The organism is Bdellovibrionales bacterium, from assembly GCA_016716765.1.
Taxonomy (GTDB): domain Bacteria; phylum Bdellovibrionota; class Bdellovibrionia; order Bdellovibrionales; family UBA1609; genus JADJVA01.
This window is the reverse complement of sequence record JADJVA010000004.1, coordinates 328165-347179: the sequence shown is the minus strand read 5'-3', so window position 1 is coordinate 347179 and position 19015 is coordinate 328165. Positions and strand designations below refer to the sequence as shown.

The 19015-nt window shown below is 46.2% G+C and carries 16 protein-coding genes; 10 read left to right on the top strand and 6 right to left on the bottom strand.

Annotated features, from left to right (window positions below; genetic code table 11):
- Positions 1–1410: 1410 nt before the first annotated feature.
- A complete protein-coding gene (locus IPL83_02790; GenBank protein ID MBK9038082.1) occupies positions 1411–2610 on the top strand; it encodes a hypothetical protein in 1200 nt (399 codons plus the stop codon).
- A gap of 7 nt (positions 2611–2617) precedes the next feature.
- Here the strand turns inward: IPL83_02790 and IPL83_02785 are convergent, their stop codons facing one another.
- Positions 2618–3442: a hypothetical protein gene (locus tag IPL83_02785; GenBank protein ID MBK9038081.1), complete on the bottom strand. Its 825-nt coding sequence runs from the start codon at positions 3440–3442 to the stop codon at positions 2618–2620.
- Positions 3443–3641: 199 nt separating this feature from the next.
- On the opposite strand from IPL83_02785, the gene IPL83_02780 reads away from it, so the two are divergent.
- From IPL83_02780 to IPL83_02770, 3 genes are all read left to right on the top strand, one after another.
- A complete protein-coding gene (locus tag IPL83_02780) occupies positions 3642–5423 on the top strand; it encodes a hypothetical protein (GenBank protein ID MBK9038080.1) in 1782 nt (593 codons plus the stop codon).
- Positions 5420–6259: a hypothetical protein gene (locus IPL83_02775; GenBank protein MBK9038079.1), complete on the top strand. Its 840-nt coding sequence runs from the start codon at positions 5420–5422 to the stop codon at positions 6257–6259. Before IPL83_02780 ends, IPL83_02775 begins: the two co-directional genes overlap by 4 nt.
- Before the next feature lie 119 nt (positions 6260–6378).
- Positions 6379–7068, top strand: a complete 690-nt coding sequence (locus tag IPL83_02770; protein MBK9038078.1) for a hypothetical protein — start codon at positions 6379–6381, stop codon at positions 7066–7068.
- 25 nt (positions 7069–7093) lie between these two features.
- Here the strand turns inward: IPL83_02770 and IPL83_02765 are convergent, their stop codons facing one another.
- Positions 7094–7645 carry an O-methyltransferase gene (locus IPL83_02765; GenBank protein ID MBK9038077.1) on the bottom strand — a complete coding sequence of 184 codons (552 nt, stop codon included), beginning with the start codon at positions 7643–7645 and terminating at the stop codon, positions 7094–7096.
- A gap of 755 nt (positions 7646–8400) precedes the next feature.
- Between IPL83_02765 and IPL83_02760 the strand changes: the two genes are divergently transcribed.
- Positions 8401–9165: a hypothetical protein gene (locus tag IPL83_02760; GenBank protein ID MBK9038076.1), complete on the top strand. Its 765-nt coding sequence runs from the start codon at positions 8401–8403 to the stop codon at positions 9163–9165.
- Between the two features lie 22 nt (positions 9166–9187).
- Here the strand turns inward: IPL83_02760 and IPL83_02755 are convergent, their stop codons facing one another.
- Complete coding sequence (locus IPL83_02755) at positions 9188–10540, bottom strand: CCA tRNA nucleotidyltransferase (protein MBK9038075.1); 1353 nt, start codon at positions 10538–10540, stop codon at positions 9188–9190.
- A 58-nt stretch (positions 10541–10598) separates the two neighbouring features.
- Here IPL83_02755 and queG point away from each other — a divergent pair, with 58 nt between their 5' ends.
- Entirely contained in the window at positions 10599–11636 is a 1038-nt protein-coding gene (gene queG, locus IPL83_02750) for a tRNA epoxyqueuosine(34) reductase QueG (GenBank protein ID MBK9038074.1), read from the top strand.
- A gap of 109 nt (positions 11637–11745) precedes the next feature.
- On the top strand, positions 11746–12327 hold the full coding sequence (locus IPL83_02745; GenBank protein MBK9038073.1) for a superoxide dismutase [Fe]: 582 nt from the start codon (positions 11746–11748) through the stop codon (positions 12325–12327).
- Here the strand turns inward: IPL83_02745 and IPL83_02740 are convergent, their stop codons facing one another.
- The gene (locus IPL83_02740; protein MBK9038072.1) at positions 12328–12843 is read right to left on the bottom strand and encodes a hypothetical protein; all 516 of its coding nucleotides are present in this window, start codon (positions 12841–12843) and stop codon (positions 12328–12330) included.
- A 139-nt stretch (positions 12844–12982) separates the two neighbouring features.
- On the opposite strand from IPL83_02740, the gene IPL83_02735 reads away from it, so the two are divergent.
- From IPL83_02735 to IPL83_02725, 3 genes are read left to right on the top strand one after another with little or no spacing between them, the layout of a single operon-like run.
- A complete protein-coding gene (locus IPL83_02735) occupies positions 12983–13591 on the top strand; it encodes a hypothetical protein (protein ID MBK9038071.1) in 609 nt (202 codons plus the stop codon).
- Between the two features lie 6 nt (positions 13592–13597).
- Positions 13598–14560: a formimidoylglutamase gene (locus tag IPL83_02730; protein MBK9038070.1), complete on the top strand. Its 963-nt coding sequence runs from the start codon at positions 13598–13600 to the stop codon at positions 14558–14560.
- 9 nt (positions 14561–14569) lie between these two features.
- The gene (locus tag IPL83_02725) at positions 14570–15814 is read left to right on the top strand and encodes a histidine--tRNA ligase (protein MBK9038069.1); all 1245 of its coding nucleotides are present in this window, start codon (positions 14570–14572) and stop codon (positions 15812–15814) included.
- A gap of 20 nt (positions 15815–15834) precedes the next feature.
- Here the strand turns inward: IPL83_02725 and IPL83_02720 are convergent, their stop codons facing one another.
- Both IPL83_02720 and IPL83_02715 read right to left on the bottom strand, forming a co-directional pair.
- Entirely contained in the window at positions 15835–17661 is a 1827-nt protein-coding gene (locus tag IPL83_02720) for a hypothetical protein (GenBank protein ID MBK9038068.1), read from the bottom strand.
- Between the two features lie 51 nt (positions 17662–17712).
- Entirely contained in the window at positions 17713–18867 is a 1155-nt protein-coding gene (locus IPL83_02715; GenBank protein MBK9038067.1) for an enoyl-CoA hydratase/isomerase family protein, read from the bottom strand.
- Positions 18868–19015 lie beyond the last annotated feature (148 nt).

Below are 19015 nucleotides of genomic sequence, written 5' to 3'. Positions count from 1 at the left end.
TGGGATCAGATCCCGCAGACATTTGATGTATGAAACAATGTGGTCTTGACTACTCACCCTATTTTTTTCTCAAAATCAAACTTATTTTTATGATAAATTATATCTCGGAGAAGTACCCAGCTTGCTGCAAACTGAAGATTTTCCTCACAAGCCTGTGCCGGAGCAAATTCAAATTTTTCGATTTACACCATTTCTTAGAATCCGGCACTCAATCTAATAGTTGCTGAATCCCTGGCTGATGGTGAGGCAACAAGATCCGGAGGGTGCTATCTGAGGGATAGTCATGCGATCATTTTTTTGAACTTTTCGATCAATTTAACCCGGATCGGTCGACCTGCAAAATATCACTGCCATTGCGCAGGTTTTTGAGAGCGGATTTCGATTCTTTGGTTGTAGATTGAAAATTTCAGTTGGTCAGCGATCAGATATTTTTCTCCACCGAGACCAATGACGTGATCCCGATTAACAACTCTGTATCTTTGATGCAGAAGATCTCTTCAAGCTTACAGTGCCCCGGAAGTGCTTGGCAGGCAGCCTTCAAATTGTGCAGTCTCAGAGAGTATCGTGGGCTATGCTGATGAGGGAGATAGACGGTTTTGAGGTATTCATTGGTTTGCTACATCATTTGCACTGATTGCGTCGTCGATGGCCGCAATAAGACATGTTTCCCGATTATCAAACCATCTATGGTGGCTGCCGTTCCATTTGGATTAAAAGGACCGACTGAGACATCCTGGTGCGTTCATAGCGTGGCTTCACCCGACGCTTCTTTACTCTTTTGACCAATCCTATTTCATGACACCAGCTCCGAAAAGTTTCGCGTTTGAGATTGATACCTTCCACATGCAACTTTTCGAGGACATGAACCATGTTGAAATCGAAATACTTTTCCATCATGACATATTCCACTCGACATTTTTGATTCCGATGCCAATTTGTTCTTTGGCGCACGCCCCTTATTCCCATGTCGAATCAAGGCGCTCTTCCCGTTAATTTGTTAAGTAACGCCTTAATGTTCGACCCGAGACCTACAAAAGAGTTTCTGCTTCAAATCGAGTCACATTGTTTGCTTCACCTATGACTATCACTTTTGAAACGAGTAAATCCTGTGACCCCATGACCTATCCCTCCGCTAACAACCGCCCTGACATAAGTGGCTAAAATCAGATCAGGGAGTGTCGCACAATGAAACAAAAAGAGGTCATTTTCCCTTGGTAATTGGACCCGGACAGAATCGCTTAGTAGTAACAAAGGTGGGAATATTAAACAAAGGAGATGCGTGCATAAGTATTGAACATCCGTCATTAAATTCATGTCTCTTGACTCGACAATCGAGCCATTGCCGGGAACGTATTTTGCAACTTTAGGGGGCGTAAGAGAATTTCCTCAGAAGAAAAGGGTGAAAATACTATGCCATCAAGATCAGGAAAAAAAGTAGGAATTCGAAAAGGTTATTTTAGCTCCGTTTTTCAAGTGCCCAGTTGGTGGATGGGACCGTGGCAGGTATTGTTTTTTGGCTCCCTGGTTTGCCAAATATATGTAATTCCCTCTGCAGAGGCTACTAAATTGCTTGTTACCGAGGCGGAGGTCGCGGAATCCAGACTGATGTATAATCTCACTAAGGCTTGGCCATATTTTGATCCGAATCGGGGAACCTCTAGTATGTATGTTCAGGCTTGGGATTTCTACCTAGAAGGGATCAGGAGAAGAGTGCCTTTAAGCTGGAAAACTGGATTAAAATTGACTAAGGAAGAAGGTCTTTTTGCTGGAATGCCAGGGAGTATGATGCCGCGTTTCGAAGTAGAAGTAAAAGATTCGATTAAATCATTTCTTGCGGAGATACATGCGAACGTGTCGACTCTAAAGCGGGAGTCAGATCACCAATTTTTTCGTGACGAAGAGTGGGAGGCTGATAAAATACAGGCGCAAACTAATCTGCGGTCATCAATAGAGAGCCTGAGGATCTTCTTCGAGAGATTAAAAGTCCTATCCCCTGATCTATCAGAAATGGCTATCCGCGTGGCTCTAACAGAAGGCATAGAAGCTTCTTGGATTATGGATCCGAAAATGCGTCGTACTTCATATGGAAAAGTCATAGCCCTTTCCGTCGCAGACCTTCTGAATGAAATTCCAGATGAGATTTTTAAAAATAGCTTGTTTGCCGCACTCCCAAGTCAGACATATCCAGCGGCGACTGGTCCGAAAGCACAAGGGAAAGGTGAAAATCCACCTGTCACCAGTCTAGTAAAAATCAACGACAGTTCTCCTGACGCTAACCGTTTATGCGGACTCAGTAAATCCTCAGTGGTGCGAGACGCCGTTGATAAGTTCGAGAGAGAAAAAGCACCCAGTAGGCAAATCCTCGTTAATGGCGACGTCTCAGAATCCTCAGGGTTCAACTGCCGATCGGTTAAGTTTGGACTGGTTCGGGATCCCAAAGACAAATCGATTGGATTGGATCCTGAAAGTTACGCTGTTTTTCCGGATGGAAGACAAATCAAGCTAAACAACGACGACTTAAAATCGCTCCGTGAGTCTTGGAATCAGATTCAATCAGGGGACAGAATTGCTCAACCGACAACAGTCAGGCGGTCTTCAGGCGCACAATAGCGCCTGATCAGGCAGGCTCCATGGGAAAAATGAGCGACTTCTGGCACTTTTTCTGAGTATGATTGCATATTCGAAGAAAAATGGTTTGTTCCGTTGTGGGTAAAAGTAAATTTTGATTTTGACCCAAACCCATCGATGAAAGGACCGGAATCAAGGTCTCAATAAATCTGTGTGCATGGTCGAATCCAGAAATCAAAAATCCAACAGTAAGCCTCCCGAATGCATAGGCCATCCACGATTCAAAGAACGGTTGAATACTCAAAAACTTACCTAGTTTTCGTTGTCCTACCCATTCAATTTTCGTGACCCTCTTATATCCGAGCTTCTGCACTAACCCAAGATAGGCTACCGCCAAGGTGGGGACCTGGGAAAATGGAAATGGAATTACAATTCCAGAATTCTTTGTAACAGCATTGCATACAGCAGAGACACAGAATTGGAGTTTGAACTTACCACTATTTTCCTTTAGATATTTTTGAATTCGGTGAAGCTCGGAATCAGTCACTTTTAAATGAAATGAGAGGAATCCTCTGCCGCCAATTTTGGCAGCACGTTCTCGATCAACAGATTCTCCTTCCATTTGATAACCAAAAAAACCACTCCAAAGTGTTCCATCGACCACAAGTTCTGTGTGAGTGACTGGAAAGTATTGTGAATTTGGGTACCAAATAATTTCGACTTCTCTTTCAATCGTGGCTTCATCAATCACCTTTGGTGTTCCAAGCTCAGTACTTTTACACATCTTGATGCACTTAACATGAGCGAATACCTGCGGTGACGCTACGGTGACCGCAATCAAAAGCGCGAAAAGGTAGAATGAAAACTGCCCCATGGACCTTCGAACTGCGAGAAGTATGCCAGATTCACTAGGGCTCTAATTTGTCGCTATTGGATCCAAAGAGGGTCACTCCTTGCTTACCGGCCTTCTCTTTGGCCTGAAATGCGGCAATTATGTCCCTCAAAGTCGACCAGAGTCTCACCGGACTCCTCCCTTATCTCATGGCACACTTTGCGCATTGTGTTCGACAATTATGTTAAATCAAACTATTTTTTCACTCATTTTGGTATTTATCATCGGATTCGTCACTCGCCCACAAGGCGCTGAGGCTGCTCCAACTTGCGCAGAGTCGCTCCTTTCAGGAAGTCAGAGACGTCAGATTATTTCCTATTTGAGGAAAGACAGCAGAAGACCTCCGAAGAAGGAAGCCTATTTCGATGCGTACTCGAGATATGATGGTCCAGAAATCCGACCCAGCAAGACAGATGAGCAAAGTCCTGAGACAAGAGGGGCTACAAGAACATGGTTTTTTCCAAAAGGAGATATTGGAAGCAAAACCTATACAGCGATGGATATGGGAGCGCTTGATTTTCCATCTAAATTGCGCACCAAATTCCGTATCAATACTTTAATTCAGGCTCCGTTCACTGATGTAACAGAGCTGAAGCTGCGTCAGGGCGCTCTGAAGGAATTAATGACGGCTGGTTCTCTTTTAGCCAAATTAAAGAAAATGATAGAAAAGCCTGAAACTAAGGATTGGCTAAAAAGCGCCTTCGATGATGACGAGTATCACCACCCTGAACCAAAATCGGCTGCGATTCTCTTTCGGCCGCCTGGAGAAGAAGAGATTCATGAAGTTCTTCGGAGAAATCCAGAAGCGCCTCTGAAATTGAGCGGAATGGTAGGTGCCGCTCAAAATAACTTACAAAGACGCATTCAGTTTTTTAAGGATGTTTTGGAAATTTTGGATATTCTGAAAGAGGAAAAAGTAAAATCTCCGAGGCTGAGGCAAATTCTTTGGATTCTAGAATCCGTTTCTGGTGATAAAAAAGGGGGAGCGACTGGTGAATGGATTCAACAAATCATAACTTCAGAAGATCTTTTGACTCATGAAAACCTCGTTGAACGAGCCAGTGGCTGGGAATCGATGAGGCGCGGAGGTAGCAGAAAGACCCTTGCAGGGGATGGAGACTCGTCCTTGCGCCTTGGACAACGACTTTCCCTTTTGATAGACGCTTTTAGTGAGCTCATTATGTATTATGAGCTTGCACAACATGCTATTGAAAAGAAGTGGACGATGTTTCCTCAATTTATCGATCCCAAAGTTTCAAGTGGACCTGTCCTTTCGATTGAAGAGGGACACTCGCTACGAACTCTTCAGGATGAGATAGACGGAGAGGCCAAGTCCATTCCAAACTCCGTTCAAATCGGATTAAATGGCAAGAGGCATCTTATTGTGACAGGACCAAATGCCCAGGGCAAATCAACGGCTCTGAGAATGGTGGGACAACTCCTAACTCTTGCTCAAATGGGCCTGCCGGTTCCAGCGAAGTCTATGCAGTTGACTCCTATGGGGCTCATCGTCTATCTGCACCCAGAAGACAATCCTTCTGTGGGTGATAGCCTTTTTATGGCAGAAGTGCGAGAACTCTGGCGAGGAGTTTATCCAAGAGCCTCTCAAGACCCCTATCAGCTGGTCCTAATGGATGAAATTGCACCAGGAACTATTGCACAAATCAGAGCAGATTTTGAAAGTGTCTTTCTCAGTGAAGCTCTGAATAAGACGGGGGTGTTAAGCATCACCTCTACTCACAATCCTGAGACGACAAAACTAGGAGATGAATCTGAAAGTCCATTTGCAAATATGCACGTAGATAATTATCGTCTCTTACCGGGTTCTAATTCTGATCTTGCTCCGATGTATGAGGGGGCGGCCCGAGCTCTTCTGGAGGTGGGTGTTCCCGATGAATTCGTTCAAAAATTTCTCGAACGAGGCCGTCGGCGAAATGTTTCCAAAGCGAGGAACCATTTTTGAATAAGCATGAAATCATGATTTCTCAAGGGGTGGTCAAAAGTCTACTCGCCCCTCTCCTTGAGACTCTCCTTCTGGTTTCTCTCACTGCACCGCAGGCTCTAGCTGGACAGCATTTCTTTATGGTGGACCCCCCACACGGTCCGATTCAATCGACCTGTGGCAGACTATTGGGAGCCCACTTAGGCATTCCACCCGAAAGAGGTTACTTCCGAAGACTCTTTTCTATACACCGAAGGCCACTTAAGGAAATGACGATACTCAAGAAGCAAAGAATCCTTCAAGGTGGCCACAAGCCATCAAACATGAATTCTTGGACCAACCTGGCAAGCGCCGACGCAGTGATCCTGATCGTCCACCAAATGGGTCATTTGCAAGATGAGTCGGCCCGAAGACTGCGGGAGGATCCTCAATTTCATAACATGCCTCGATGGGTTATAACCTCTGATCGCTTTTTCCTGAAAAGCAAAGATCTTTTCGATGAAGCAACGGCGCTTTATTACTCGGAGGGAGGAGAGTTTTCCTTAGATTTTAAAGCCTCAAAGGTCCACTTTATGGGAGGGTTCTGCGGACTCTGTTTGTTTACCGCTACACTTCATGCATTAGAGGCCACAATGAAAAGTGGAACGGATTTGAACTTCTATTTTCATCTGGGTGCGATTTATTCTGAAAGCGAATTTGGCTCCAAAGAATCCATTGATTCATGGATTCAAAAGCTGATCAGTATTGCCTCGTGGAAAGCAGATGTCCTCGCAGAAGAGATCAACGACGAGGCCATCCGTGTTTCAATCAACGGACCCAACGGCCAGAGAATCACAATTCACTTTCTTTTTCGCTGAGCCGAGCTCCGAGCCGAGATCATCCGAGAAATCTCGCATCTTGAAAAAATCATTTCAAACCAGTTGACGGATTTGCTCATATTTTATTGACTGTCCATAAGGAATTAACGGGGGACATTGTGGTCAAAATAAAATATCGCCTTTTGTTGTTGGCTTTGTCAGTCAATGGTCTTTTTCTTTCATTTTCAGGGAATGCTCGAGAAGCCCCTGACTCCAACGAGTATCAAACCTATTTTTCCAGTCAATTTTTATATGCCCATAAACGCCAACTCAAATTGCTTTTTTTTGCTCATAACAATCCAACGATCGCTGAGTTTGCTCTTGCCAAAGGACGAGTCAGCACAATCCTCAGCGAGATTCTAAACCATCACTTTGAGCCGAAAGTGGAAACCGCAGAGATTGGCCTTGCACCTCTAAAAATGGATGGAGGACAGGTTGTCAGCCATAACGGAAGGCTTTACATTTCAATAAAAGCGACTGACGATCAAATTGAATCAGGTTTGCTTGATTATTTTGAAGTTTTTGAAATCTCCGGCAGGCTGGTCTTTTTTACTCATAATAGACCGACAATTGCGCAATTTTATCTGGTAAAACAGAGAGTTGAAAATGTCTTGAAACGATTTAGCCAATACGGCTTAAAGATCGAGATCCCTTCTTTGGAAATCGGAGCAGTTCCCGTAGCGATGGCAGGAGGTCAAGTGGTTGAGCACAACGGAAAAGTCTACATTGCTTCGACGGCCACCGAGGAAAAAATCGAAGGATACTTCACCCGCTACATCACAGGAAAACGGTGGGGACAGAATCTATAGCTCTATTTTCCTATCCATCTGATTTCTACGAGATTTTCACTCCGACGGTGAGCCCTTCACCCGTCGGAAAAATCGTTGTGCAAAATTGAACGGAACTCGCAAGCCTTGCATTAAACTCACGCATCGCAAGGACTGAAGACGATTCCTCCTGACCTGGAAGGCAAGCCCCAATTCGCCCAAAGGCAAAACTGTTGTCTCCAATCACAGCTCCCCCCGTACGAAGATTTTTTTCTGCCCAATCCAGATATTGAGGATAGCTTGCCTTGTCAGCATCAATAAAAACCAAATCAAAAGGCCCTTCGCTTTCAATGCTTTTCAGATTTTCAAGAGCCGGCCCTACGTATTGCGTAACTTGACCTTCAAGACCCGCGGCCTTGAAATTACGATGAGCGACTTGAGCATGAGCGGGGCTGAGTTCAAAGGTATACAAATGACCATTTGGACCCATCCCACGAATCAAAAAAATCCCCGAATATCCCCCCAAAGTTCCGATCTCGACAGCTTTTTTTGCATTTGCCATTCGGACCAAAACCTCCAAATGACGTCCATCAAATTCGCTGACCTGGATATCAGGCATCCCTGATAACAGACACTCTTTTCGCGCTGCTGCCAGGACGGCATCTTCTGCCTTCAATAAATTCTGCACATAATGCCTGATCCCATTGTCAGCATTTCCAAAGAGTTTCTCCACTTTACTCCTCCCGACCACCCAACAGTGGCTTCACCTTTAACTTTAGCTTTAGCCTTAATTTTAAAAGACGCATCATCGCCGTTACTTGATTATATGATCACTTGATCATTTGATTTTTGGGCCTCAAATGGCTATATTACTGCAAGAAGTGAGGAATATGGGCAAGCTTTTAAATTTCTTATTCGGCAAAGAAAATAACATTTTTGATTCTCAAGGTCGTGTCCTACAGCGACTTCCAAGACAACGATGGGATGCTTGGCAGCAACGTTATTTGAGTGACTCTGCCTACAACTGGAAAAACCACTCGGGAATGAAAGCCCGTGAACGTCGCTCCTCCTCGTCGCCAACTTCCTCCCACTGATTGGTTCCCTATTAATTTTATTCGGAACTCGACCATCCCCTCTCGGGACTCTTGTCTAGATTAGTTCCAATTTGGGACCTGCTTCCTGAAATCCTCTTCCCGTATAGCTTTGCGCTGCCTATGCTAGAACAAACAATAAGAATTAGCCAGTTCTAGAAAGGACTCGCACATGATAACAAAACGGATTTTGTTTCTATTCGCTTGGCTTGGAGGAGTGGGTATTGGTCTTGGTTTCGACTTTCCTCAAACACTCTGTGCTGGGTTTGTCGAAGAAAATACGATGAATATTCCTGTGGGCGCCGCCGCTGGCGGACTGACTGAGACCGATTTCAATTCAGTTCTTAACGCTGTTGAAGCTGTCTATGCTCCTATCGCCGCCGCAAAAGGAGGCACTCTTCAAATTCGCCGCTTGTGGAGCGATGGGACTGTAAACGCCTCAGCCATGCGCTACGGCAGCACCTGGGTCGTGAACATGTATGGCGGTCTCGCTCGCCACCCTGCTATCACCACGGAGGGCTTTGCACTGGTTGCCTGCCATGAAGTTGGACATCACATTGGGGGAACGCCGAAGGTCAGTGATGGCTGGTTTAATTCATGGGCAAGTAACGAGGGGCAGAGCGACTATTTTGCGGTTCTTAAATGCTTGCGCCGCGTATTTACGCCTGCTGATAACCTCGCATGGGTTCAAAACAGCAATCTCGACCCTTATCTTTTGTCAGAATGCGCCGCTCAATTTCAGTCCCCCGAAGAACAGGCACTCTGTGCTCGCGCCTCCATGGGTGGAATGTCGACAGCAGAGCTCTTTAAGGATTTAAAAAAGGAAACCACTCCGGCCCTGTTCAATACCCCGGACCAAAAAGTAGTCGCAGCCACGGACGACGCACATCCTGGAACGCAATGCCGACTCGACACTTACTTTCAAGGCTCAATCTGCACGGCTGATCTCAATGCGGAACTCAATGACCGAGACTATCGTCAAGGTACATGCACTGTATCTTCAGGCTTTCAAAAAGGTCAGCGACCACTCTGCTGGTTCAAACCCTAACCGCTCGCACTCCCAGCAAGCTTCAAGATGTCATTTCAGAAAACATGGTCCTGGCTTTGTCCAGGGCCTCTTTTTTATCTCGAATCAGTCCTGAAATTTGAAGTCGGTAAACTCGATCAAGAATCAAACCCATTTTAGGGCCCTCATCAATTCCGAGACTCAAGAGGTCAGCGCCCTGAATCCAAGGCTTTTCCAAATGGCCATCGCCTTGGTCTCTTGAGACAAACTCTTTATGAAGCCTAAGAAGACGCTCCTGACCAGTCCCTTCGATCGAACTTAACAGCATCGAAAAATCCAATAAGGATATCCCATGTGGCCCGTCTAAATTCATAAGGCAACTCACCTCGTCAGCACTCAGAGTTTTGTTGTTAGAAGGAATAGGATCTGATTCACCTCCCGCCCCTCCCTTCACAAATAGGCCTGAATGGCTCAAGACAAAAAGTGCTTCAAGGATCTCACTTCTAGGAAGCCTGAGGCGACGAAAGAAGGGTTCAAATTCTGTTTGCATCCAGGCCTTGTGGTGCTCCACCGGAATATCATCAAGCCCACGGGCCTTCGCCTCGGGCCACACAAGAAGAGCCCAGAGAAGTCCACATCGGGATTCATCGCCAATCTTGTGTGCTAAGTGACGTCCGGTGCGAGCCCAAGAATGCAAGTCCGATCTGGCCATCATCCTTAACTCAGGGAGAATCACCTGAGCCATCCCCGTTAGAACCAAATCGTGTAGGGCTCTGACCCGATCATTCAGCAACATCATTTTTCGAAGTTCGGAGGTGATTCTTTCCTGCGATACAAGATTGACCTTGGACGACAATTTGTAAATAGATTTAAATGTTTGTCTCTCTATATTAAAGTCAATTTGAGCTGAGATCCGCAGGGCCCTCAAAAGACGAAGTTTGTCTTCTTCAAAGCGCAACTCTGGATCTCCCACAGTCTTCAGCACCTTGTTTTGCAAATCTTCGCAACCGCCAACGAAGTCAATAATCTGTCCCGTGGAGAAATCACAAAAAAGGGCGTTCACTGTGAAATCCCTCCTCTCGGCATCCTCCTTTGGGCTGGCTCTGCGAACAGTGGAGGGTCTGCGTCCGTCGAGGTACAATCCGTCTGCACGAAAACAAGAGATTTCCACTTGGAAGCCCGAAAATGGGATGATGAGCACCCCAAATTGTTTCCCCACAGAGAGAGCTGAAGGAAAAAGTTTTTCCAATTCTTCTTGACGCGCATCAGTTGCGATATCAAAGTCGTGGGCCGTGCGTCCAAGCAAAAAGTCTCGAACACAACCTCCGGCAAGATAGGCCTTATAGCCGTTTTTTAACAATCTCTGGCAAACCTCTTGAACGGCAGTAAAATGTGGATGCTGATCGAAATTTTTCAATTGGTAGGAACCTCGCTGAAATGCAAACTATTCACCGTTTATATAGACCATCCTCATCATGACACAAATCGAAGAACAGATCAAAATCAAGGGTTTCAAGCGATACGGTTTTGCTCCTCTTCAGCCAGCACTCAGTCTTGATTTGTATAAAAATTGGCTTGAGAAAGGTTTTCATGGAGAGATGAAGTATCTAGAAACCCATTTGGCCCAAAAGGAACAGCCTCAACTTTATGCACCGAAGGCTCACTCCGCCATTGTGATTGCGCAGGATTATTTTCCCACAGTACCTGGCCATGAAGAATTTCCTTTGCGGAAAAATGCAATCGCAAGTTATGCCCGAGGCAAAGACTATCATTTTTGGTTCACTCAAGCTCTCAAAGAATTGACTTTAACTCTTCAGTCTTTGTTTCCGAAAGAACAGTTCTATCCTTGCTCCGATTCAGCTCCCGTCTTAGAGAGAGATCTGGCCTATCGAGGAGGGCTGGGTTGGATTGGCAAGAACACTTGTGTGATTGATCGTCATCACGGTAGCTTTTTTTTCATAGGCGAAATACTCACAAGCCTCAAACTCAACGCGGCCCTTTCTTTCACACCGGACCACTGTGGAACCTGCACTCGCTGCATCGACGCATGTCCGACTCAGGCTCTCGTTGCTCCGCGAGAGCTTGATGCCCGTAAATGCATATCCTATTGGACCATCGAAAGCCGGGAAAATCCTCCTTCGGAACTGCGCTCTAAAATTGGTGATTGGCTCTTCGGCTGTGATATTTGCCAATCTGTCTGCCCCTGGAACAAAAAAGTTTTTGGAGCAAGACTGACAGAAACAAAAGAATCACAACATCTTCTCGATCTTCAAGATCGAGAAGAAGAATTAGGATATATTCTCAGGACTTCAAACAGACAACTCATGCGTGACCTCAGATTGACGCCTTTAATCAGAGCCGGTGGAACTGGACTCAAACGAAATGCCATTGTCGTGGCGACCAACTTAAAGCTAAAAGGGCTCGTGCCAGATATTCAGGTCTTTTTAAATCATCCAAAACTAGGTCCATTGGCCACCTGGTCTCTCGATCAATTGACAAATCCGGACCTCTGATCAGATTTGAATTCCTTATAATAGGCGTCACCTCTGATCCTTGCCTCAGCCCTTGAAGCTCCGCTAGACTGGGTTTGTTTTTTGAACCCCCCCCCAAAGGAGTACTTACATGGCCATTAGCCTCCCCCCGCTACCTTATTCAAATGATGCACTCGTTCCTCATATTTCCCCTGAAACAATTGAATACCATTATGGAAAACACCACAAAACCTACGTGGATAAATTAAATGGACTGATCAGCGGAACTGAGTTTCAAGACATGAGTCTCGAAGATATCGTAAAGAAATCTTCTGGAGGGATCTTTAATAACGCTGCTCAGATTTGGAACCACACTTTCTATTGGAACTGCCTAGCCCCAAAAGCGGGAGGCGAACCGGCCAAGATTCTGGCCGATCAACTGAGTAAGAATTTCGGCTCTCTCGAGAAATTCAAGGAACAATTCTCAGCGGCCGCGACCAATCAGTTTGGTTCGGGATGGGCGTGGTTGGTAAAAAAATCCGATGGGAAACTCGCCATCTACTCGACTGCCAACGCCGATACTCCCCTGACTAAAGGCGATACCCCCCTATTAACTTGTGACGTTTGGGAGCACGCGTATTACATCGACTATCGCAATGCAAGACCCAAGTACGTCGAATCCTTTTGGAAACTGGTTAACTGGAAATTTGTGGAAGACCAATTGAAGGCTTGATTACGGAGATTCCGCCAGCTTGGAACTCTCCTTTTCAGCCAGATTGTCCTCTGATTCAACTGGGTAAAGGCCGCGGAAGTGATCTGCAGCCTTTACCAGTCGCCCTTGTAGAATTCTTGTCAGATCTTTACGAAAAAACAGATCGTCTAACAAATGGCCCATAAAACCAAAGGGCAGCTCGTAGTCCACGATGTCAGTAACCAAGGTTTGGTTCCGTCCATGAGATGAGAATTTTTGAGTGTGGATCCATCGACGATAGATCCCTTCCGTTTGCTTATAGGTCAGAGAGTTGCCCCGAGAAACCTCTTCAACACGAAAACGCAAGTATTGAGAAATTCCCGCTCTTGTCATCAGGTAACTAAACTCAGAACCCTTCACCAGATCGGCCTCTGCGTTCTCTATCTCGACGTCCACTTTGCCCGCCAATAAAAAAGGAACTCTCTTAGGATCAGTGAGAAACTCAAAGGTTTCCTTGATGGGAGCTGGTACGACAAATGAGCAATTTATATGTGCCATAGGGGCACAGACTATCGAAAATAGCGGCAAGACGTCATTTAGTTTTGCAGCGAGTTAGATCCTTTTCTCCCGAATACCCCTCGCGTTAGACGCTTTATTTGAGTTGCCTGAGTGGACGAAGTTCCCTATCAGAATAGGAATGAAGGTTATTTCCTGGGCGATTTTACTGTTTCTCTTTTCTTTCACTTTGAAGACCCATGCCCTGACTGCCATTGAGGGAAAAGTTGTTGTGAACAACTTTGGCATCTTTTTGAAAATGAGGCATCTCAGGCAAAGGATTAAGATTTCCTCAAGAGACGCTGGCATTATAAAGGACATACAGAAACTCCGAACGGGGGATTATATTTCCGGCAAAGGAGAATATGATGCAAGTCTGCAGGTCGTCTCTCTGGTCACCCTCGAATTCGTGGGACTACATAAACTCTTGGGACGCTGGGAAAATCATGAAAGCGATATATTTGACTTCAAAAACTTTAGTCAGCTTGATCTTTATCTAGCTGCTCCCACGGAAGATCCATCCCTAGCCATTCAACCATCAAGACGACTCCGGTACACCGTCGTTCCAGATCCAGGATCAGGATGGTCGATACTGATGGTCGACAGCTTTGCTGGCAACGCATCTCATTCGATTGAGGTCGGGAACCTTTCCCTCTATCGAGGCAAACTTCAGATTGACATATTTGATGCTAAAACTGGCCAAATCAAAAGAACAATCCACCTTTTGCCAGCAACAACTTCGGAGAAGTGAGCAAGTATGGCTGCTATTCCCGCCAATAAGTCTCTTTTTTTTACAAAGCCCGACAAAGCCGATCCACGACTGGGAGGACTCACTCAGTCCTCTATGGATTTTGCGGCAGAAGTTAATCCCAACCATTTTTATATGATCGGATATCCGGACGAAGAAGGTATTCTTATCAACGGCGGCCGCCCCGGGGCAAGTCTTGGACCAGACTCAATTCGAAGCGTCCTTTACCGAATGACGCCGCCGCCAATTGCAAATGCAAATCTACAACTCACTGACATTGGCAATTTGAACATTCAAAATCTCTCTCTTGAACAGCGGCATGAAGCAGCAAAGAAAATGGCTAAAAATGTACTCAGTCTAAGAGGAAAATGGCTCAGCTTAGGTGGAGGCCATGACTATGGATATTCAGATGGAGCATCGTTTATTGAAAGTTCGCTTGAGAATTTTCCTCTCGAGCGTCCCTTGGTTATTAACTTTGATGCCCACCTCGATGTACGCCCCCTTGACAACGGACTCACCAGTGGGACCCCTTTTTTTAGACTCCTCGAAAAGTATGGGGATAAAATTGATTTTGTTGAAATCGGAGCACAATATCAATGCAATAGCAAAGCTCACGTCTCATGGTGCCTCGACCGAAACGCAAGAATTCTCTTCTGGGAGGACATTCAGTATTCAGGAGAATCGCTTCTCGTCCTTGTCAGTCGCTTCCTTGAAGCCGAACTCACTCGAAGGCGGCCATGCTTTTTATCCGTGGATATTGATGGCTTTTCATCCTCCTACGCTATGGGTTGCAGTCAGAGTTGGCCCACGGGCTTTACTCCCCACCAATTTTTTCCTGTTCTCCATCTTCTGCTCCACCGCTGTGATGTCAGGGCCCTGGGCATTTACGAGGTCAGCCCCCCTCTTGATCTTGACCTTCGCACAGCCAAACTGGCCGCGCAAATAGCTCACAAATATCTTTTTTCAGAATGAGGTGCGAATATGTCTTTGCAATCCGCTCGAGGAACCCATGATCTCCTGTTTGAAGATTTTAAAACCCAGGCCTTGATTGTTGAAAAGGCCCAAACCGTCTGTGAATGCTATGGCTATGAGGGAATTTCTACCCCTGTTTTTGAATTCACAGATGTCTTTAAGCGCACATTGGGAGAAACATCAGATATTGTTCATAAGCAAATGTACACATTTCCCGACAACAATGGTGATCTTCTCACGCTCCGACCGGAAGGCACGGCGGGAATTGCTCGCGCCTTTATTTCCAACAATTTGAGTCGACAACTTCCACTAAAGCTTTACTATCAAGGTCCTATGTTCCGCTACGAACGTCCCCAAAAAGGACGGCAGAGACAGTTTCACCAATTTGGGGTGGAACTTTTGGGGGTATCGGACCCCAAAGGCGACGTAGAGATTATTTCTATGGGGTATTCATTCCTCAAGAATCTCGAAATTCTCTCGTCAATTTCTTTGGATATTAATACCATTGGTGATCAGATCAGCCGTCAGGTTTACAAAGAAAAGCTCCTGCAATATTTAGAAAAATTCGAGAAGGATTTAAGTGAAGATAGCCAAAGACGTTTGCGCCTAAACCCCTTGAGAATTCTTGATTCGAAGGACGAAGCTGACAAGAAAATTGTATCCACTGCCCCCGAGTTCAAGAACAGTCTGAACAGTGAATCACGTGATTTTTTTGATAGAGTTCAGGATGGGCTGACTCTTTTGGGCATTTCATTTGAAATCAATCCTCGTCTGGTTCGAGGATTGGATTACTACTCTCATTGTGTCTTTGAGTTCAAGAGCAACGCCCTAGGCACTCAAGATGCCGTTTTAGCTGGCGGTCGCTACGACGGACTCGTTGAGCTCATGGGTGGCCCATCCACTCCGGGTGTCGGTTGGGCTGCAGGCCTTGAAAGATTGGCTTTACTTGTTAGGCCTCAGAATAAGTCCCAGAGACCCGTAACGATGATACCACTCGGAGATGCCGCCGACCGGCACCTTCGAAAGCTGGCCTTTGAACTCAGACTAAAAGGTCTTGCCGTAGAACTCGATTTTTCTGGGAATATCAAGAAACGTCTGGCCCGTGCCACCAAAGCCAACGCGCGCTGGGCGCTTATTCTCGGTGACGAAGAGCTTAAGAAGGGCGTTGTTGTCTTAAAAAATTTGGACCTTCAAACACAGGCAGAAATCTCACTCGAACAAGAGACTGTTTTGAACAGCCTCAAGTTGCGATGACTTGGATAATTTGAAGGCTGCTAACGGGTAACTTCTGTCGCTCCTGTTGCGGGAACGGTGCTCGAACCCGAGAGAACTTCCACTGAGCAAATATCCACAATACCGTTTGAATACAAAGAGGCCCCCAAAGAGTCCCGATCCACATACAAACGATCGATTTGATTTCGACCGATTTTCACGCCTCGCTTCGACGAAGTTATGATTCCAGCGCCTGCCCCACCAAAATTCAATCGAAATTGAGGAGAGATTCCTCTGGGTTTTATACCTTGCTGACTTCGATTTTTTACCAAACCCACACAAGCGACGAGATTCTCTTTTAATTGAGTCCAAAGCCGGTGGTAATAGTCAGTTTCGGCCCTGGACTTAGTGTTAAAACTCGCAATTTGTCGCCTTAAGAACTCCAGGCGAGAATCGACGAGCTTTTGGTCAAATTTTGATCTGCAAATGAGGTCTTGAGCTTGCTCAAAGGACAAAATAGGGCTGGGTTCTTCAGAGCCTGGAAAAGCGGCATTAAAGTCGAGCGCATGAGGCCTGCAATCGCCCCCATATTGTGGCTCTCCGTCGTCGCTCGTTCGACGTCTATCGGTTGGTGCACCATCGACGCGAGATCCAGCCGCTGGTGGAGGATCGCCGCCGTCCTCAGCTTCGGCAACATCCTCTTCTGGCATATCTTCATCAGAAGGCTCACCATCATCAGACTCTCCGTCATCTCCAGTGTCACGGGCCACTTGCCTTCTTGTTGGTCCACTTACTGAACGAGTTCTAGCGCCCCGGCTTTCTGCAACTCTATCTCGTCGCTCCACAGAAGCCTTTCCTGCCTTTGATTCTACTTTCTCTGGCCCCTTCTTCGGTGCATCTTTCCCCTTCGAGACAACAGCAGTGTCTCTCTTCGATTCTTTAACCGCCACAGACGGACGCAAAAGAACATTCAACTCCCGAAGTCTATCGCTCAACACTTTACAATAGGGAGGAGCGCCAACCCTATTGCAAGGAGCTGTTGATTTTCCAAACGATTCATTAAAAGTCTTCCATTCCGAAGCGCTCAGCTTTATTTCCTCAACGACATTTGAATTTGGTTTAGAATTCTGAAAACACGTGACTGTAGCCTTTTTTCTGTCCTCAGCAGTTGCTACGGAAACGCAAACTCCCTTTCCGAAGAGAAGGGGGTTGCACTGAACTGAGTTCTTACTGGCGTCACCTTCGCAAACTTTGGGCCTTTGACAATATCCCTTGCTATCCCTTGTGCTGATCCACCCCGCATAAACACACGACTGAGGTACAGAGGCTGTTGTAGGGGCAGGCTTCACTTTCACCGGGGCTCTCACCGCGGCTGGCGATGAGCTCCCGCCGGAGGGGACAGAAGGTTTCACAGCCGGAGGAGCAACCCGAGGAGCTGGTGAAGCAGCCGGAAGAGCCGGCTTAGCAGGAGAAGTGGCAGGAGTAGCAGCCGGGGCCGGAACAGAAGCCGGAGAAGGAGAAGCCGCAGGTAAAACTGAAGGGTTCGGTTTCGCCCAAACGCTCTCAGCAACGAGAATAGCAAAGGCTCGATCCAAGAATTTTAATTGTTCGCTCGTGTTTCCGGCAACCAATTCGGGGTGATGAGTCGCTTGCGATTTCTCCCAATCGACCAACATGAGTTTGATCCCAGTGAGGTAAAGTCCTAAGTCCTCTTTTGACAGGCTCATCAGTTGCTCATATTCCATCAGCTGCATAGAATTTTCAGGTGAAATTGCTTGAGACCCTTTTGCTGACGTGCCACCTGACGATATCCCAATGGGAATTGACAATGAAAAAATTAAAATAATTACCGCCGCTCGATTCCAATTTTTCACATTCCCAAGCGCCATGATCCCTCCAACTGATTGTCTACTTCTCACTTCATTTAAATGAGAACAAAGCTACGTCTTTGACCGACAAAAACGAGCCAACTCCCCCCGTAGGTCGTGTGGACTGCAGGGAGCGAGAAGCCGATTCAATTGCTCTATCGGAACGCTTTCCTTCTGACTGAAACACCATTTGGGACTCTGATCCTTGTCTATCAAGACCGACCGGACACCCTCACGAAAGTCTAGCTCCGAACTCAGACGAACGGCGAGAGACCACTCCAAATCAAAGACCTCCGATAGACTGAGATTTCGGCATCGCTTAAGGTGAGACCAAATGATTCTAGACACAAGACCTGAAGCATTTAATAATTGGTCTCTTCCTTTTTGATTCTGATTGTTCTCGAATTGATAGGAAGATAAAAACTCAAAACCCTGATCATATTCTTCAATTTGATTGAGCCTCCGCCCCACTTTCCGCAATTCCAAAAGCTGTGCTTGGCTCTCTGCCTGAATGTGGTCCATAGAAACCGAGATTGAAGAAACAGAGTTCAAAGAGGCTGATACAACTTGAAAAAAATCTTCCCCAGAATTTTGCATTTTGTGATTTTTGGCATCGCCTGAAATGGCTCCCAAAACCTCGAACACTGAAGATCTGTCTTCGGCCATCACAAGACCCGTTGCCATGCCGAGTGCCACGGCAACTTCTCCGCTGATACGCGTGCCCGTGAGACCCAAGAAAAGACCCACTCCAGGCACCATTTGGTTTAGAAAATATCCAGCGCCGACATCAGGAAAAAAACCAATACTGACTTCAGGCATTGCCCATGTGCTTGATGAAGTTGTTAACCGGTGACTGCAGCCACTTGCCAGCCCGATACCCCCTCCCATTGTGATTCCTGAAGCCCAACACACCACGGGCTTCGAATAACAGTGAAGATAATAATCCAGCCCATATTCAGTCGTGAAAAAAGACTTTCCGAAATCGGGAGATCCATTTCGAGACTCCATCACGATTGACTTTACGTCTCCTCCGGCGCAAAAAGCTCGATCAAGACCGGATTCTAACCACACCAGTGATATTCGAGGGTCTCTCTCCCAAGACTCAAGCGCCTTTCTCATCTCCGATAACATCTCAGTCGTCAGAGCATTGAGCGCTTGAGGACGCTCTAAAGTGAGACGAGCAATCGAGTTACTCCCAAATGAAACTTCCTCAGCTTTGATGTTCATGTCTAGGCCTCCATATCCCAATCTTAAACGTTCCATCTCAATGCAAATATTTCCAGTAATAATAAAGGATGTTCAATAGATAGCCAATGTAAAGAAGTTCGTCTTTCGAATATCCTCGACCCCTCGTTAAAGGGCTGCTGAAGTGGCA

Coding starts and splice junctions, on each gene's coding strand:
- IPL83_02790 (MBK9038082.1), top strand. CDS start 1,411: ATGCCATCAAGATCAGGAAAAAAAGTAGGAATTCGAAAAGGTTATTTT.
- IPL83_02785 (MBK9038081.1), bottom strand. CDS start 3,442: ATGGGGCAGTTTTCATTCTACCTTTTCGCGCTTTTGATTGCGGTCACC.
- IPL83_02780 (MBK9038080.1), top strand. CDS start 3,642: ATGTTAAATCAAACTATTTTTTCACTCATTTTGGTATTTATCATCGGA.
- IPL83_02765 (MBK9038077.1), bottom strand. CDS start 7,645: ATGCCTGATATCCAGGTCAGCGAATTTGATGGACGTCATTTGGAGGTT.
- IPL83_02760 (MBK9038076.1), top strand. CDS start 8,401: ATGAATATTCCTGTGGGCGCCGCCGCTGGCGGACTGACTGAGACCGAT.
- queG (MBK9038074.1), top strand. CDS start 10,599: ATGACACAAATCGAAGAACAGATCAAAATCAAGGGTTTCAAGCGATAC.
- IPL83_02745 (MBK9038073.1), top strand. CDS start 11,746: ATGGCCATTAGCCTCCCCCCGCTACCTTATTCAAATGATGCACTCGTT.
- IPL83_02740 (MBK9038072.1), bottom strand. CDS start 12,843: ATGGCACATATAAATTGCTCATTTGTCGTACCAGCTCCCATCAAGGAA.
- IPL83_02735 (MBK9038071.1), top strand. CDS start 12,983: ATGAAGGTTATTTCCTGGGCGATTTTACTGTTTCTCTTTTCTTTCACT.
- IPL83_02730 (MBK9038070.1), top strand. CDS start 13,598: ATGGCTGCTATTCCCGCCAATAAGTCTCTTTTTTTTACAAAGCCCGAC.
- IPL83_02725 (MBK9038069.1), top strand. CDS start 14,570: ATGTCTTTGCAATCCGCTCGAGGAACCCATGATCTCCTGTTTGAAGAT.
- IPL83_02720 (MBK9038068.1), bottom strand. CDS start 17,661: ATGGCGCTTGGGAATGTGAAAAATTGGAATCGAGCGGCGGTAATTATT.
- IPL83_02715 (MBK9038067.1), bottom strand. CDS start 18,867: ATGAACATCAAAGCTGAGGAAGTTTCATTTGGGAGTAACTCGATTGCT.